This is a genomic window from Microvirga sp. VF16 (assembly GCF_016864375.1).
Lineage (GTDB): Bacteria > Pseudomonadota > Alphaproteobacteria > Rhizobiales > Beijerinckiaceae > Microvirga.
Genome location: NZ_CP069354.1, coordinates 640,438 through 653,741 on the forward strand (window position 1 = coordinate 640,438; position 13,304 = coordinate 653,741).

At 63.3% G+C, this 13,304-nt stretch carries 14 protein-coding genes; 9 read left to right on the forward strand and 5 right to left on the reverse strand.

Features of this window, described 5'->3' with window-relative positions; all coding sequences use genetic code 11:
- The first annotated feature begins 19 nt into the window (after positions 1 to 19).
- The 4 genes from JO965_RS03090 (at position 20) to JO965_RS03105 (ending at position 3,013) form a co-directional block, all read left to right on the forward strand.
- Positions 20 to 898 carry a methyltransferase domain-containing protein gene (locus JO965_RS03090; RefSeq protein ID WP_203442250.1) on the forward strand — a complete coding sequence of 293 codons (879 nt, stop codon included), beginning with the start codon at positions 20 to 22 and terminating at the stop codon, positions 896 to 898.
- Positions 899 to 974: 76 nt separating this feature from the next.
- On the forward strand, positions 975 to 1,340 hold the full coding sequence (locus JO965_RS03095) for a DUF427 domain-containing protein (protein WP_203442251.1): 366 nt from the start codon (positions 975 to 977) through the stop codon (positions 1,338 to 1,340).
- An 81-nt stretch (positions 1,341 to 1,421) separates the two neighbouring features.
- Positions 1,422 to 2,570, forward strand: a complete 1,149-nt coding sequence (locus JO965_RS03100; protein ID WP_203442252.1) for an iron-containing alcohol dehydrogenase — start codon at positions 1,422 to 1,424, stop codon at positions 2,568 to 2,570.
- An 8-nt stretch (positions 2,571 to 2,578) separates the two neighbouring features.
- Positions 2,579 to 3,013, forward strand: a complete 435-nt coding sequence (locus JO965_RS03105; protein ID WP_203442253.1) for a thioesterase family protein — start codon at positions 2,579 to 2,581, stop codon at positions 3,011 to 3,013.
- Here the strand turns inward: JO965_RS03105 and JO965_RS03110 are convergent.
- On the reverse strand, positions 2,997 to 3,923 hold the full coding sequence (locus tag JO965_RS03110; RefSeq protein ID WP_203442254.1) for a DMT family transporter: 927 nt from the start codon (positions 3,921 to 3,923) through the stop codon (positions 2,997 to 2,999). The genes JO965_RS03105 and JO965_RS03110 overlap by 17 nt on opposite strands.
- A gap of 9 nt (positions 3,924 to 3,932) precedes the next feature.
- On the reverse strand, positions 3,933 to 4,346 hold the full coding sequence (mutT, locus tag JO965_RS03115; protein ID WP_203442255.1) for an 8-oxo-dGTP diphosphatase MutT: 414 nt from the start codon (positions 4,344 to 4,346) through the stop codon (positions 3,933 to 3,935).
- A 223-nt stretch (positions 4,347 to 4,569) separates the two neighbouring features.
- Here mutT and JO965_RS03120 point away from each other — a divergent pair, with 223 nt between their 5' ends.
- On the forward strand, positions 4,570 to 4,944 hold the full coding sequence (locus tag JO965_RS03120) for a hypothetical protein (RefSeq protein WP_203442256.1): 375 nt from the start codon (positions 4,570 to 4,572) through the stop codon (positions 4,942 to 4,944).
- A 12-nt stretch (positions 4,945 to 4,956) separates the two neighbouring features.
- Here the strand turns inward: JO965_RS03120 and argJ are convergent, their stop codons facing one another.
- A complete protein-coding gene (gene argJ / locus JO965_RS03125; protein ID WP_203442257.1) occupies positions 4,957 to 6,198 on the reverse strand; it encodes a bifunctional glutamate N-acetyltransferase/amino-acid acetyltransferase ArgJ in 1,242 nt (413 codons plus the stop codon).
- Positions 6,199 to 6,361: 163 nt separating this feature from the next.
- Between argJ and JO965_RS03130 the strand changes: the two genes are divergently transcribed.
- Positions 6,362 to 6,574: a hypothetical protein gene (locus JO965_RS03130; protein ID WP_203442258.1), complete on the forward strand. Its 213-nt coding sequence runs from the start codon at positions 6,362 to 6,364 to the stop codon at positions 6,572 to 6,574.
- Between the two features lie 203 nt (positions 6,575 to 6,777).
- On the opposite strand, the gene JO965_RS03135 is transcribed toward JO965_RS03130, so the two are convergent.
- A complete protein-coding gene (locus tag JO965_RS03135; protein WP_203442259.1) occupies positions 6,778 to 7,671 on the reverse strand; it encodes a peptidylprolyl isomerase in 894 nt (297 codons plus the stop codon).
- 254 nt (positions 7,672 to 7,925) lie between these two features.
- Between JO965_RS03135 and secA the strand changes: the two genes are divergently transcribed.
- From secA to JO965_RS03150, 3 genes are all read left to right on the forward strand, one after another.
- The gene (gene secA, locus JO965_RS03140; protein ID WP_203442260.1) at positions 7,926 to 10,739 is read left to right on the forward strand and encodes a preprotein translocase subunit SecA; all 2,814 of its coding nucleotides are present in this window, start codon (positions 7,926 to 7,928) and stop codon (positions 10,737 to 10,739) included.
- Positions 10,740 to 10,949: 210 nt separating this feature from the next.
- A complete protein-coding gene (locus JO965_RS03145) occupies positions 10,950 to 11,372 on the forward strand; it encodes a GFA family protein (protein WP_203442261.1) in 423 nt (140 codons plus the stop codon).
- Between the two features lie 143 nt (positions 11,373 to 11,515).
- Positions 11,516 to 12,385 (forward strand): alpha/beta fold hydrolase, encoded by an 870-nt coding sequence (locus JO965_RS03150; RefSeq protein WP_203442262.1) that lies wholly within the window; start codon positions 11,516 to 11,518, stop codon positions 12,383 to 12,385.
- Positions 12,386 to 12,426: 41 nt separating this feature from the next.
- Here the strand turns inward: JO965_RS03150 and JO965_RS03155 are convergent, their stop codons facing one another.
- A complete protein-coding gene (locus JO965_RS03155) occupies positions 12,427 to 13,269 on the reverse strand; it encodes a DUF1194 domain-containing protein (protein WP_203442263.1) in 843 nt (280 codons plus the stop codon).
- Positions 13,270 to 13,304 lie beyond the last annotated feature (35 nt).

A 13,304-nucleotide genomic window follows, 5' to 3' on the forward strand; every position in this document is an offset into this window, starting at 1 on the left:
ACGCCATATCGAGCGCCTCATGAACACGCCTCTCGTCTTCGACCGCTCCCTTGTCCGCCGCCGGCTGGCCCGTGCGCTGAACCAGGGCTATGCCGATTTTCTCCTGGTTCGCGCCGTCGAGGATCTGGAGGAGCGGCTTTCCGCAGTGCTGCGGACCTTTTCACTGGCGCTCGATGTGGGCACGCCGACGTCCATTGTCGCCGACATGTTGCGCCGGAGCGGGCGCGCCGAGAGGGTGATCCGCCTGTCGCCGGTGCCGGAGGCGGGCAGCATCCTCGGAGACGAGGAGCACCTGCCGTTCTCGGGCGAGCGCTTCGACCTCGCGGTGTCCCTTCTGGCCCTGCACGCCGTCAACGACCTGCCGGGCGCTCTCATCCAGATCCGCCGGGCGCTAAAAGCCGATGGCCTGTTCATTGGGGCGCTCCTGGGCGGCTCGACTCTGACCGAGCTGCGTCAGTCTCTGACGCAGGCCGAAGCCGAGGTCGAGGGCGGCGTCAGCCCTCGCGTCGCGCCGTTTGCGGACCTGCGCGATATCGGCGGCCTGCTGCAGCGGGCGGGCTTTGCCTTGCCGGTGACGGATACGGATATCGTCCGGGTACGCTACGCCAATGTCTTCTCCCTCATGCAGGATCTGCGCCGAATGGGGCTGACCAATGCCCTGCACGACCGGCGCAAAGTCCCGCTGAGACGCGCGACCCTGCTGCGGACGGCCGAGATCTATGCGGAGCGCTTTGGCGATGCGGATGGGCGCATTCCGGCGACCTTCGAGATCGTTTGGCTCTCCGGCTGGACGCCGCATGAAAGCCAGCAGAAACCCTTGCGTCCAGGCTCCGCCAAGGCGCGGCTGGCCGATGCGCTCGGCGTGAAGGAAGGGGCGCCTCGGCTCGACAAGAAGTGATTCGTGCCCTGTCTTGGGCTGCAACCGAGTTGCCCTATCTTCATTTTCCAGAGACTCCTCTGGAAAGCCATGACCCATGAAAGAGCCCGGCCCGGATCATCCGATCACCATCACCAAGAACCCGCATCGCATCCGGGTCATGCTCGGCGGCTTCATCATTGCCGAGACGACACAGGCCCTGACCCTGCGCGAGGCAACTCTCCCGGTCGTGCATTACATCCCCCGCGAGGACGTGCACATGGATCTGCTCGATTCCAGCGATCACAGAACCCATTGCCCCTACAAGGGCGATGCCTCGTATTTCACCGTCAATGGCGGCGGGCTCGTGCGAGAGAACGCGGCCTGGACCTATGAGGAGCCTGCCCCCTCCGTTACCGCCATCAAGGACCACCTGGCCTTCTATCCGGAGAAGGTCGATGCCATCGAGGAGTTTCAGGATTAGCGCCTGCTGCTAATGGCTGAAGCGGCGCGGGTTGCTGGCATGTCACGCCCAAGGCAATCTCGGACGACAGAGGACACACTCATGTCGCCGTTCATCTTCAACACTGCTCCCTCCCTCATTTTCGGCTCCGGCAGCATCGCGCGCTTGGGGGACATCGCGGCCCAACGGCTCGGGCCGCGCGTGCTCGTGGTCACCGATGCGGGCCTCGTGAAGGCCGGGTTGATCGCACCGGCTCTCCATGTGCTGGAGGAGGCGGGCGTCGCGGTCGACGTCTTCGACGCGGTGGTGGCCGATCCGCCTGAGGACGTGGTGATGGCCGCGGTGGCGAAGGCGAGGAATTTCGAAGCGCGGGCCGTCATCGGTTTCGGCGGCGGTTCCTCGATCGATGTGGCGAAGCTTGTGGCGCTGCTTGCGGCAAGCGGCGAGAGTCTTTCCGAGATTTATGGCGTCGGCATCGCGAAGGGCCCCCGGCTGCCTTTGCTCGCCATTCCCACAACGGCCGGCACTGGATCGGAGGTCACGCCGATCTCCATCGTCACCACTGGGGCGCACGAGAAGAAGGGGGTCGTCTCGCCGCTCATCATTCCCGACATCGCGCTGCTCGATCCGGATCTCACCATGAATCTGCCGCCGCATGTGACGGCGGCGACCGGCATCGATGCGATGGTGCACGCCATCGAGGCCTTTACCTCGACGAGCCCCAACAACAATCCGGTCTCAAAGGCCCTGGCGAAGGAAGCCTTAGCGCTGCTCGGACGTAACATCGAGCGCGCGGTGCATCAGGGAAGCGATCTCGAAGCCCGTTCGGCCATGCTGCTCGGCTCCATGCTCGCGGGCCAGGCCTTCGCCAATTCGCCGGTCGCCGCCGTTCACGCACTGGCTTATCCCATCGGCGGACATTTCGGTATTCCGCATGGGCTCTCCAACGCCCTCGTGCTGCCGCATGTACTGCGCTTCAATACCAGCGCCTGCGAGGCCGCTTATGCGGAGCTTGCGCCTCACGCCTTTCCGGAGCTCGAAGGTCGTGCGACCGGCTCAGCTTTTGTCGAGGCGCTCTCCGCCTTGTGCACGAAAGTCGGGCTGCAGCCGCGCTTGCGGGATGTGGGCATTCCGCAGGAGGCCGTGCCGATGATGGCCGAGGATGCGATGAAACAGACACGGCTTCTCGTGAACAACCCGCGTCCGCTTACCCTTGAGGATGCACGCGCGATCTATGAAGCGGCGTGGTGACGGACGTCATGTCAGATCGTCCCGCACGTCCCGACCGCTCCACCTTCAGGCTCTTTCGTCCCATCGCGACCCGCTGGATGGACAACGATGCCTACGGGCACGTGAACAACGTGCATTACTACTCGTATTTCGATAGCGCCGTGAATGGTTGGCTCGTCGAGAAGGGCCTGCTTGCCATCGCCGAGAGCCCGATTATCGGCCTCGTGGTGGAATCGGGCTGCACCTATTTCGAGAGCGTCGCGTTTCCCGATGCGCTGGAGGCCGGCATCGCGGTCGCCCATCTCGGACGCTCCTCGGTGCGCTACCGGATCGGGATCTTCAAGGCCCGTGCCGAGCAGGCCGTCGCCCAGGGTCATTTCGTCCATGTCTATGTGGACCGCTCCACCCAGCGGCCGGTGGAGATCCCGCCCGAGACGCGCGCAACGCTCAGCGAATTGGCCTGAGCCTTCCGCTCAAGGAGACCAGCGCCACACCTGCTAGCACTACGGCGCCTCCGGTGAGTTCGCGCAGGCCAATGCTCTCATCGAGGAACAGCACCGCCATGATCGTCGTCCAGATCGGCGCGAGATAGCCCACCATCGAGGCGCGGGTCGGGCCGGTGCGGCGGATCAGGTGCATGAAGAGCAGGATCGGCAGGGCCGTGGACAGGGCACCGAGCGCAAGCAGCGGGGCCAGATGCGACGGCACGGACGCGAAGGCCGAGGGTCCCACGAAGGTCAGCGCCAGAACCGTTGCGGCAAAGCCGGAGCAGATCTGCTGGCCGAGTGCCATGCGCGCCGGTTCCGCCTGCCTGACGGTGCGCACATAGATGTTCGCCGTCGCATAGCTGCAGGCGACGGTGACCATGACAAATGCGCCGGTGGCATTGATGCCGCTGTCCGGCAGGGCGGCGGGGCCGATCAGGATGCCCATGCCGAGGAAGCCGATGAGCACTCCGACGAAGCGCTGCGGCGTCAGCCGCTCATCAGCAAACAGAAAATGCGACAGCACGGCGACGATCAGCGGGGACGAGGCCTGGATCATGCCGGCAGGTGCGGTGGGAAGCTGCGTCAGGGCATAGGCCAGGAGCACGTTCGGCAGCCAGCCGTTGAGCGTTCCCAGAACGGCCCAGATGCGCCATTCGTGGCGCTGGGGCAGAATGCTCTTGCCCTGGAGGATGAACCACAAGGCAAGGGATGCGGCCCCGATCAGCCCACGCATGGCGGCAAGCACGAAGGGGTTCAGGTTGCCACTCAGCTTCACGAGCAGGAACGAGCTGCCCCACAGAAACGAGCAAATCAGCAGATTGGAGATGACGAAGGCGGCGGTAGGCGCAGGCGGCGATGCGACCGCCCCGATATCCTGGGAGGACATGAGCGTTCTTCAGGGTCCGAGCAGATCGACAAGGAACGGGATCAGGGGCTCATCGGCGGGCGGCATCGGATAGCTGCGCAGCTCCTGGGCCTTGACCCATTTCAGGGCCTGGCCTTCGAGCGGCTGCACGAAGCCTTCCCAGCGACGGCAGATATAGAGCGGCATGAGCAGGTGGAAGGTCTCGTACGGATAGCTCGCGAAGGTCAGGGGCGCGAGGCAGGGCTCCTTCACACTGATGCCCAGTTCCTCGCGCAGCTCGCGGATCAGCGTCTCCTCCGGCCGCTCGCCCGGTTCCACCTTGCCGCCGGGAAATTCCCATAATCCGGCGAGCTGCTTTCCTTCCGGTCGCTGCGCCAGGAGGATGCGATTGTCCGTATCGATCAGGGCGACGGCAACGACGAGAGTGAGCTTGAGAGGGGGCACGTTGGGATCCGCGTGAAAGCGTGGCGTCGGGTAACTGTTTTTCCGTCTCTTAGCCTGCTTTCGAGCTGGAGCGAACCGAATTTCATGAGCCTTCCAATGGCTTCGTGTGTGCTTTGGCACAGGCCGCTTCGATCGATCAGGCGGCGGTCTTGCTAGGTACAACTTCCGCGATAGGTAAAAATATGCAATGAAATTTCGTTGCTAAAACTGCGGAGAGAAACCTATGAGAAAGCATGTCGTCCTGGCCATTCTCGGCCTTACCTGCACGTCCCTTGGGGCCGACGCGCAAGCCCAGGACTGCACCGTCACACCTATGATCTTCAACTCGCATGTCGCGGATCTGCAAGGGGAAATGACCGTCAAGGCCGGCAAGGGCTGCGGCTTCGGCCTCAACGGTATCCAGGGCGCGATTAGCGAAGCGGCCATTGTTCAGAAGCCGAAGGCCGGGATGGCGGGTGTTCGCGGCATCATGCCGTTCTATGTCGCCAAGCCGGGCTATCGAGGCCCCGACGAGTTCTCCTACGCCATCATTGGAACGGACCAGTATGGCGCCCCGATGCGGGTCACCACGAAGATGAAGGTCACCGTCGTACCATAGCTGACCTTTCGATCAGCTCCGGTAGTCTCCGTTGATCTCCACATAGGCTTTGGTCAGGTCGCAGGTCCACGCGGTGGCCTCGCCCCGACCGAGGCCGAGATCGACCCGGATCGTGATCTCGTCGCCCTTCATGTAGGCGGAGGTCTTCGCCTCGCTGTATTCCGGGTCACGGGCGCCTTTGACCGCGACGCGGATATCTCCGAACCAGATCGCGAGCTTGTCGCGCTCGGCCGGCTCGCCGGCCTTGCCGACGGCCATGACCACGCGGCCCCAATTGGCATCCTCGCCGGCGACCGCCGTCTTTACCAGTGGGGAATTGGCAATCGCCATGGCGATGCGCTTGGCCGAAGTCGCGCCGGTGGCACCGGTCACCTTCACGGTCACGAATTTGCGCGCGCCCTCGCCATCGCGGGCGACCTGCTGGGCGAGATCGCACAAGAGGCCTTCCAGCGCACCGCGGAACTCCTTCAGGCGTCGGTCGCTCGGCAGGGAAATAGCGGGAGCACCCTTGGCAGCGGCCGCACCCGTCGCGAAGAAGAGCAGCGTGTCCGACGTGGAGGTGTCGCTATCCACCGTCACGCAGTTGAAGCTCTTGTCGGCACCCTTCTTCAGAAGCGCCTGCAGCACCGGGGCGGCGATGGGCGCGTCCGTGAAGATGAAGGACAGCATGGTCGCCATGTCGGGGGCGATCATGCCGGCGCCCTTGGCGATGCCGTTGATGGTGACCGGGACGCCGCCGATGATGGCCGTGCGGGTCGCTACCTTCGGGAAGGTGTCGGTGGTCATGATCGCCTTGGCGGCGTCAAGCCAAGCGGTGGGCTTCGCCTTCTTCTCGCAAGCCGCGAGCACATTCTCGAACTTCGTCGCGTCGAGAGGCTCGCCGATGACGCCCGTGGAGGCGATGAAGACCTGCGAGGCCCGGCAGCCTGCCGCCTCGGCGGCGATATCGGCGGTGAGCTTGACCGCTTCCGCGCCCTTCTTGCCCGTGAAGGCATTGGCATTGCCCGAATTCACGACCAGAGCCCGGGCGGTGCCCTTGCCTAGATTCTTGCGGCACCAGTCGACCGGGGCCGAGGGGCACTTGGAGCGGGTGAACACACCCGCCACGGTCGTGTCCTTGGGCAGGGTCACGTAGAGAACGTCGGTTCGGTTCTTGTATCGGATGCCGGCTTCCGCCGTCGCGATCCTGACGCCGTCGATGGCGGAAAGTGTCGGGAACGACTTGGGCGCAAGCGGAGACACGGTTTTGGACATGGAAGAACTCGAAGAGAGGCGTGGGATACGACGTTGCGAGCCGCGACCTGTGGTTTTTTAAGGCTTTTTGTCAAGTCAAAGCTTCACCGCGCCGGAATCGAAAACGCCGGAACGACCATTCGGTGCCATCGTTGACACAATCCGCGAACGATGGAGGCCTTCCGTGACAGGCAAGCACCCCAAGACCAGACCGCAAGAACGTCCCCGCAGCGACCTCAATGTCGACCCAGGCATCGGGCGCTCGAAAGGCTCTTATATGACCGGCGAGGATCCGCGCGATCTCGACGGCGGCTCGACCTTCCAGGGCGATGTCGAGAACCAGACCAACCGTGAAGGCGGCGTCGATCCGAACCGGATGGGGCGAAGGAACAAGTGATTTTCTCCGCACTGTCATTCCGGGGCTGCGGAGCGGAGCCCGGAATCCATAACCGCTGACGGCACAGAAAGAGGCGTACCACTACTCCTCTTCGAACCGTCGTGTTTATGGATCCCCGCCTTCGCGGGGATGACAGGAGAGTGTGAGGAAACAAAAAGGGCGGCCCGAAGGTCGCCCTTGAACGTCGCGAAATCTGAAAGAGCTTACTGCTGCTTCTGCTCGACGAGGTTGCCCTTGTCGTCCAGGCGCTCGATCTTGGCGCTCTTGCGCAGGCCCATGATCAGGTCCTGCTGCGCCTTGCGGGCAAGGTAGGTCTCAACCTGATCCTTGGTCTCCTCGAAGGTCGGGGCCGGCTTGGTGCGCTTTTCCTCGACCCTGATCACGTGCCAGCCGAACTGGCTCTTCACCGGATCGGAGATCTGGCCGGGCTCGAGCTTGAAGGCTGCCTCGGCGAAAGGCTCGACCATGCGGTCCTTGGTGAAGAAACCGAGGTCACCGCCGTCGGTCTTGGAGCCCGGATCCTTGGAGAGTTCCCCGGCCACTTTGGCGAAGTCCTCGCCGCCCTTCACGCGGGTGGCGGCCTTCTTGGCCTCGTCCTCGTTTTCCACCAGGATATGGCGGGCGCGGACTTCCTGCTCGGCGGGCACGCTCTTGACCGTCTCGTCATAGAGCTTGCGGGCAGCTTCCAGCGTCACGGCCTTCTTGGCTTCCTGGTCGAGGTACTCATCGAGCAGGGTCTTGTCCCGGTTATAGGCGAGCTTGCGGGCAAATTCGGCGCCGCTGCCGACCTTGGCTGCCTCGGCCGCCTTGGCGCCGAGCTTCAGGTCGATCATGTAGCCGGTCAACAGGTCGCGCTTCTGGGCTTCCGGAACATTCGGCATCTGCAGAGCCGGGTCCTCGGCGGCGAGGGCGAGATCCCCTTCCGTGATGTCGACGCCGTTGACGCGGGCGATCACCTTCGCGGGATCGACGGCGGGCACGGCCGCAGGGGAGGTCGCAGGCGCGGGAGGGGTCTGGGCGAGGGCAGCCCCGGCCAGGAACGGCAGGGCGACGCTAAGGGTCAGAAGGCTCTTCCGAACGTTAAGTGAGCGAGACATAGGGTTTCCTCTGGTGAGCGTGATCGCCCACGGACAGCGACGATCAGATGGCCGAATGCGTTTACGTTTGCAAGTGATGGCATATTTATGTCACAGCATCGCCGCTCGCAGGGTCTTGAACGGGGCTCAGCTTGCGGACGCTTGAGGCTGCGCCACTCCGGCACAGCCTTTAAGATGCACTCTGGCATAATTAGGTCTATAAGGCGGCGCAAACGCCCCTTTCTCCTGCATTCTGGAATTCTGAAGGCTTCTCGATGTTCGGTTCTCTCGCGAAGAAAATCTTCGGCTCGGTCAATGATCGTCGGCTGAAGTCCTATCGGCCGAAGGTAGCGGCCATCAACGCGATGGAGGCCGAGCTGGAGGCCCTGTCCGACGAGCAGCTCCGCGCCCGCACGGAGGACTTCAAGGCCCAGCTCGCCGCCGGCAAGACCCTGGACGACATCCTCGTCCCGGCCTTCGCCACCGTCCGCGAGGCGGCCAAGCGCACCCTGGGCCAACGCCATTTCGACGTGCAGCTCATCGGCGGCATGGTCCTCCATGAGGGGTCCATCTCCGAGATGCGCACCGGCGAAGGCAAGACCCTGGTGGCGACCCTCCCTGTCTATCTCAATGCCCTCGCCGGCAAGGGTGTCCACGTGGTCACGGTGAACGACTACCTCGCCCGCCGCGACGCCGAATGGATGGGCCAGATCTACCGCTTCCTGAGCCTTGACGTCGGCGTGATCGTCCATGGCCTCGACGATGCCGAGCGCGCGGCGGCTTACGCGGCCGACATTACCTACGGCACCAATAACGAATACGGCTTCGACTATCTTCGCGACAACATGAAGTACGAGATGGCGCAGATGGTCCAAAGAGGCCATAACTTCGCCATCGTGGACGAGGTGGACTCGATCCTGGTCGACGAGGCGCGCACACCGCTCATCATCTCCGGTCCCCTCGACGACCGGTCCGAGCTCTACAACGCCATCGACGTGGTGATCCCGCGCCTCAACAAGAGCGATTACGAGCTCGACGAGAAGCAGCGTTCCGTAGCACTCACCGAAGAGGGTACCGAGAAGATCGAGGCGCTGCTGCGGGAGATCGGCCTGCTCAAGGAGGGCGATCTCTACGACGCCCAGAACGCCACCCTCGTCCATCACATGAACCAGGCGCTCAGGGCCCACACCCTGTTCCAGCGCGACAAGGACTACATCGTCCGTAACGGCGAAGTGGTCATCATCGACGAGTTCACCGGCCGCATGATGCAGGGCCGGCGCTATTCGGAAGGCCTGCACCAGGCGCTCGAGGCCAAGGAGAAGGTCCAGGTTCAGCCCGAGAACCAGACCCTTGCCTCCATCACCTTCCAGAACTACTTCCGCCTCTACGACAAGCTCGGCGGCATGACCGGCACCGCCGCGACCGAGGCCGACGAATTCCTGGAGATCTACAACCTCGAAGTGGTCGAGATCCCGACCAACCGTCCCGTCGCCCGCGTCGACGATGACGACGAGGTCTACCGGACCATGGAGGAGCGCTACCAGGCGGTCATTCGGGATATCGAGGAATCGTCTGCCAAGGGTCAGCCGATTCTGGTCGGCACCACCTCGATCGAGAAGTCCGAGCATCTCGCTGAGCTCCTGATCAAGGACGGCTACACCCTGATCGACTTCGAGAACCCGCAGGCGCTCGAGCCCCTCTACCGCGATGCGCGAGCAGGCCGGGGCACCAAGCATTTCGCCGTGCTCAACGCGCGCTTCCACGAGCAGGAGGCCTTCATCGTCGCCCAGGCCGGCGTCCCGGGGGCGATCACGATTGCCACCAACATGGCCGGCCGTGGCACCGACATCCAGCTCGGCGGTAACGCCAAGATGCGCATCGAGCGCGAGCTCGCCGGCATCGAGGGCGAGGAACGTACCGCCAAAGAGAAGGAGATCCTCGACGAGGTCGCATCCTTCAAGGAGAAGGCGCTCGCCGCCGGCGGCCTCTACGTGCTCGGCACCGAGCGCCATGAATCCCGCCGCATCGATAACCAACTGCGCGGCCGCTCCGGCCGTCAGGGCGATCCGGGCCGCTCCAAATTCTACCTGTCGCTCCAGGACGACCTGATGCGCATCTTCGGCTCTGACCGCATGGACGGCATGCTGCAGAAGCTCGGTCTCAAGGAAGGCGAGGCCATCATCCATCCGTGGATCAACAAGGCCATCGAGCGGGCTCAGGCCAAGGTCGAGGCACGCAACTTCGACATCCGCAAGAACATCCTGAAATACGACAACGTCATGAACGACCAGCGCAAGGTCGTCTTCGAGCAGCGCAAGGAGTTCATGGCGGAAGAAAGCGTGCGCGAGACCATCGACGACATGCGCCACGGCGTCATCGAGGACATCGTCTCCCGCGCCATTCCCGAGAACGCCTATGCCGAGCAATGGGACGTCGCCGGCCTGAAGGAAAACGTCGCCAACTTCCTCAACCTCGACCTGCCGGTCGAGGAATGGGCGAAGGAGGAGGGCATCGCCGACGATGAGATCCGCGAGCGCATCACCAAGGCGGCCGACGAGGCTTACGCCCAGCGCGTCGAGGCCAATACGTCCGAGGTCATGAACTACGTGGAGAAGCAGGTTCTGCTGCAGAGCCTGGATCATCTCTGGCGCGAGCACCTCGTGACCCTCGACCACCTGCGTCAGGTCATCGGCTGGCGCGGCCTCGCCCAGCGCGATCCGCTGAACGAGTACAAGTCCGAGGCCTTCGAGCTGTTCAACGGGCTGATCGGCCATCTGCGCGAGCAGGTGACGGGCCAGCTCATGCGCATCCAGGTGGTGTTCCAGCAGCCGGAGCCGCAGAGCCTGCCGCCCATGTTCGCCCAGCATCTCGATCCCGCCACCGGCGAGAACGACTTCGACCTGGCGCAGAGCAACGCCTTCGGAGCCGGTCCGGCTCTCGGCTTTGCCGCCGCTGCCGCCGGGACCGAGCCGGTTTCGTCCCGCGACCCGAACGATCCGTCGACCTGGGGCCGGGTGAGCCGCAACGAGCCCTGTCCCTGCGGCTCGGGCAAGAAGTTCAAGCACTGCCACGGGCAGTATGTGGCTTAAAAAGCCGAAGACATGACAACCATGAAAAGCCCGGCCGTCGCGCCGGGCTTTTTGCTGGTGTGACGCTTCTTGGGGATTTCTACCTCTGTTGCGCCAGACGATCTCCTAGGCAGCAGGGGTAAGATAGGCTCAACCAAGAATTCTGCCGCTCCAGGCAGCGTCCGGTCAGGCTTGGCGGGTGCTGCCTGGAGCAAACCGAAGGAGAGAGCCATGTCCCACATCGGAAGCTGTTTCTGCGGTAGCGTCGAGATCGAGGTCAGCGGATCGCCGGAGGCCATGGGCTATTGTCACTGCCAGTCCTGCCGCTCATGGTCCGGCGGTCCGGTGAATGCCTTCAGCCTCTGGAAGCCTGAGGCGGTGAGGGTGACAGCGGGTGCTGAGCATCTCGCGACCTTTCAGAAGACGAAATTCAGCCAGCGGCAATATTGCTCGAAATGCGGCGGGCACCTCATGAACAATCATCCGACGCTCGGCCTCGTCGATGTGTTCGCGGCGACCATTCCCACCCTCAACTTCATTCCCGCCGTTCACTTCAACTATGCGGAGACGGTCCTGCCCATGCGGGACGGTCTGCCCAAACTGAAGGACTTCCCGGTCGAGGCCGGGGGAACCGGTGAGATGATGGCCGAGTGACGGCCCGACGAATCCCTCGATACGGAAAAAGCGGATCCACGTTCTGCACGATGCCCTTGGGCAGCTGAGGTTCTGACGCATGAACCAATGGCTGCGTGCCTGCGTTCAAGCTCCTGGTCGGCTGCGCACGAGGAAGCATCGACATGGACGATACGAGCATTGTGAAACACCGTTGGATCAACGTGGATGGCATCGGCACCTTTTACCGCGAGGCCGGACCAACCGACGCGCCGGCGATCCTGCTGCCTCACGGTTATCCGTGCTCGTCCTACGAGTTCCGCAATTTCATGCCGCTCCTTGCAGACCGCTGGCGGCTCCTTGCGCCGGATTTTCCGGGGTGCGGATATAGCGACACTCCCGAAGGCTTTCCTTATGATTTCGACGGCTATGCCACCTTCCTCGACCGGTTCATGAACCATCTCGGGATCGACCGCTTCGCGCTCTATCTGCATGATTTCGGATCGCAGATCGGACTGCGGCTGGCGATCATGCGGCCGGATCGGATGACCGCCCTGATCATCCAGAATGGCGATATCTATGAAGATCAACTCGGCCCGAAATACGCTCCGCTTCAGGAGTATTTCCGCAATCCTACGCCCGAGATGCGGGCCAAGCTGGGTGAAGCAGTCACTGAGGAGGGATTTCGGGACGAATTCCTGAACGACGTTCGTCCCGGACTTGCCGAGCGGATTTCGCCCGACCTTTGGAAGCTGCATTGGTCATTGATGACGAAGCGGCGCCGCGAGATCGCCGTCGATGTGATTGCAGGGCTGAAGGACAACCTCGCCTGGTTCCCGCGATATCAGGCCCATCTACGAAAGCATCAACCGCCGACTTTGATCGTCTGGGGACCACAGGACGGATACATGCCCGAGGGTTCGGCCCGTGCCTATCTGCGCAATCTCCCGGATGCTGAATTGCACCTGCTTGACGGCGGACATTGGCTGTTGGAGACAAACCTTACTGAGGTGGTTGCGCGGGTGCGAGATTTCCTCCTGCGCATCCGGACATGAGGCACCAGTCGGACCGATGCCGCGCTCGTCAGCCCGATGATCTATAGCTCGTGGCCGACGGTGCTGCTCGGTGCATGTGGTGCCGGGATAATATCGTCCCACAGGCTTTCGCTGGTGTCGCAATCCGTTTGCGGTGAAACTCCCGCGGGTTGGACCAGTCCTGCGGTCGCGGGCATCCCTGCGATCTCGTTGACGATCTTGGTTCTCGTCTCGGTCAGAAACTGCTTGGGTTCGCGCACCGGGATCATGAACGCATTCGATCCCCCAATCACGCAGTCGCGGTAATAGGCATCCAAGGTCGCGTCCTCCCGTCGCTCGGGCCGGCTGAGCATGATGGGAAGGCCGTTGATCGTGACCCCGCGCGCAACCGCCCTGTCGCGGGATTCTGTCACCAGAGGCCCCTGATTGTTCGAGCCATCGCCCGAAATGTCGATCACGCGCCGCGCGGGCAGGAAGGGGCCGAAGGAGAAGAGGGCGAGGCTGAAGTCGATGGCCTCCGAGATGGACGTACCGGCCCCGCGGCGGATCGGAGCACGGGTCAGCCGGTCGGCGAAAGAATGGCTGTCCTGCGGACTTTCCAGGACGGTCCAGGGCACGACCACATTCTGGATGTGCGGGTGCGCCCCGGCCCATTCCACATAAATCACCGCGATGCGCCCCAGCGTACCGCTGTGAATGGCCTGATGCACGGATGGCGAGCGGAAGGCTTCCACATAGCCTTGCCGTTGCAGGCTCTGCTCGGCCGGGTCCATGGAGGTGGAGATATCAACGGCGAGCACGAGGGCGAGATCGACCTCGTCAGGCGCCTGTTGCCAGGCCGGAGCGACGGCCAGAAGCCCCGCCACGAGAGCGGGAAGAAGCCATGGAGCCTTGGGATACCGCATTGCGATCTCCCTTAGAGCCTCGGACCCAAAAGTGG

Bases quoted from the DNA above. Each gene is read 5' to 3' on its own strand.
- JO965_RS03090 (WP_203442250.1), top strand. From the start codon at position 20: ATGAACACGCCTCTCGTCTTCGACCGCTCCCTTGTCCGCCGCCGGCTG.
- JO965_RS03095 (WP_203442251.1), top strand. From the start codon at position 975: ATGAAAGAGCCCGGCCCGGATCATCCGATCACCATCACCAAGAACCCG.
- JO965_RS03100 (WP_203442252.1), top strand. From the start codon at position 1,422: ATGTCGCCGTTCATCTTCAACACTGCTCCCTCCCTCATTTTCGGCTCC.
- JO965_RS03105 (WP_203442253.1), top strand. From the start codon at position 2,579: ATGTCAGATCGTCCCGCACGTCCCGACCGCTCCACCTTCAGGCTCTTT.
- JO965_RS03110 (WP_203442254.1), bottom strand. From the start codon at position 3,923: ATGTCCTCCCAGGATATCGGGGCGGTCGCATCGCCGCCTGCGCCTACC.
- JO965_RS03120 (WP_203442256.1), top strand. From the start codon at position 4,570: ATGAGAAAGCATGTCGTCCTGGCCATTCTCGGCCTTACCTGCACGTCC.
- argJ (WP_203442257.1), bottom strand. From the start codon at position 6,198: ATGTCCAAAACCGTGTCTCCGCTTGCGCCCAAGTCGTTCCCGACACTT.
- JO965_RS03135 (WP_203442259.1), bottom strand. From the start codon at position 7,671: ATGTCTCGCTCACTTAACGTTCGGAAGAGCCTTCTGACCCTTAGCGTC.
- secA (WP_203442260.1), top strand. From the start codon at position 7,926: ATGTTCGGTTCTCTCGCGAAGAAAATCTTCGGCTCGGTCAATGATCGT.
- JO965_RS03145 (WP_203442261.1), top strand. From the start codon at position 10,950: ATGTCCCACATCGGAAGCTGTTTCTGCGGTAGCGTCGAGATCGAGGTC.
- JO965_RS03150 (WP_203442262.1), top strand. From the start codon at position 11,516: ATGGACGATACGAGCATTGTGAAACACCGTTGGATCAACGTGGATGGC.
- JO965_RS03155 (WP_203442263.1), bottom strand. From the start codon at position 13,269: ATGCGGTATCCCAAGGCTCCATGGCTTCTTCCCGCTCTCGTGGCGGGG.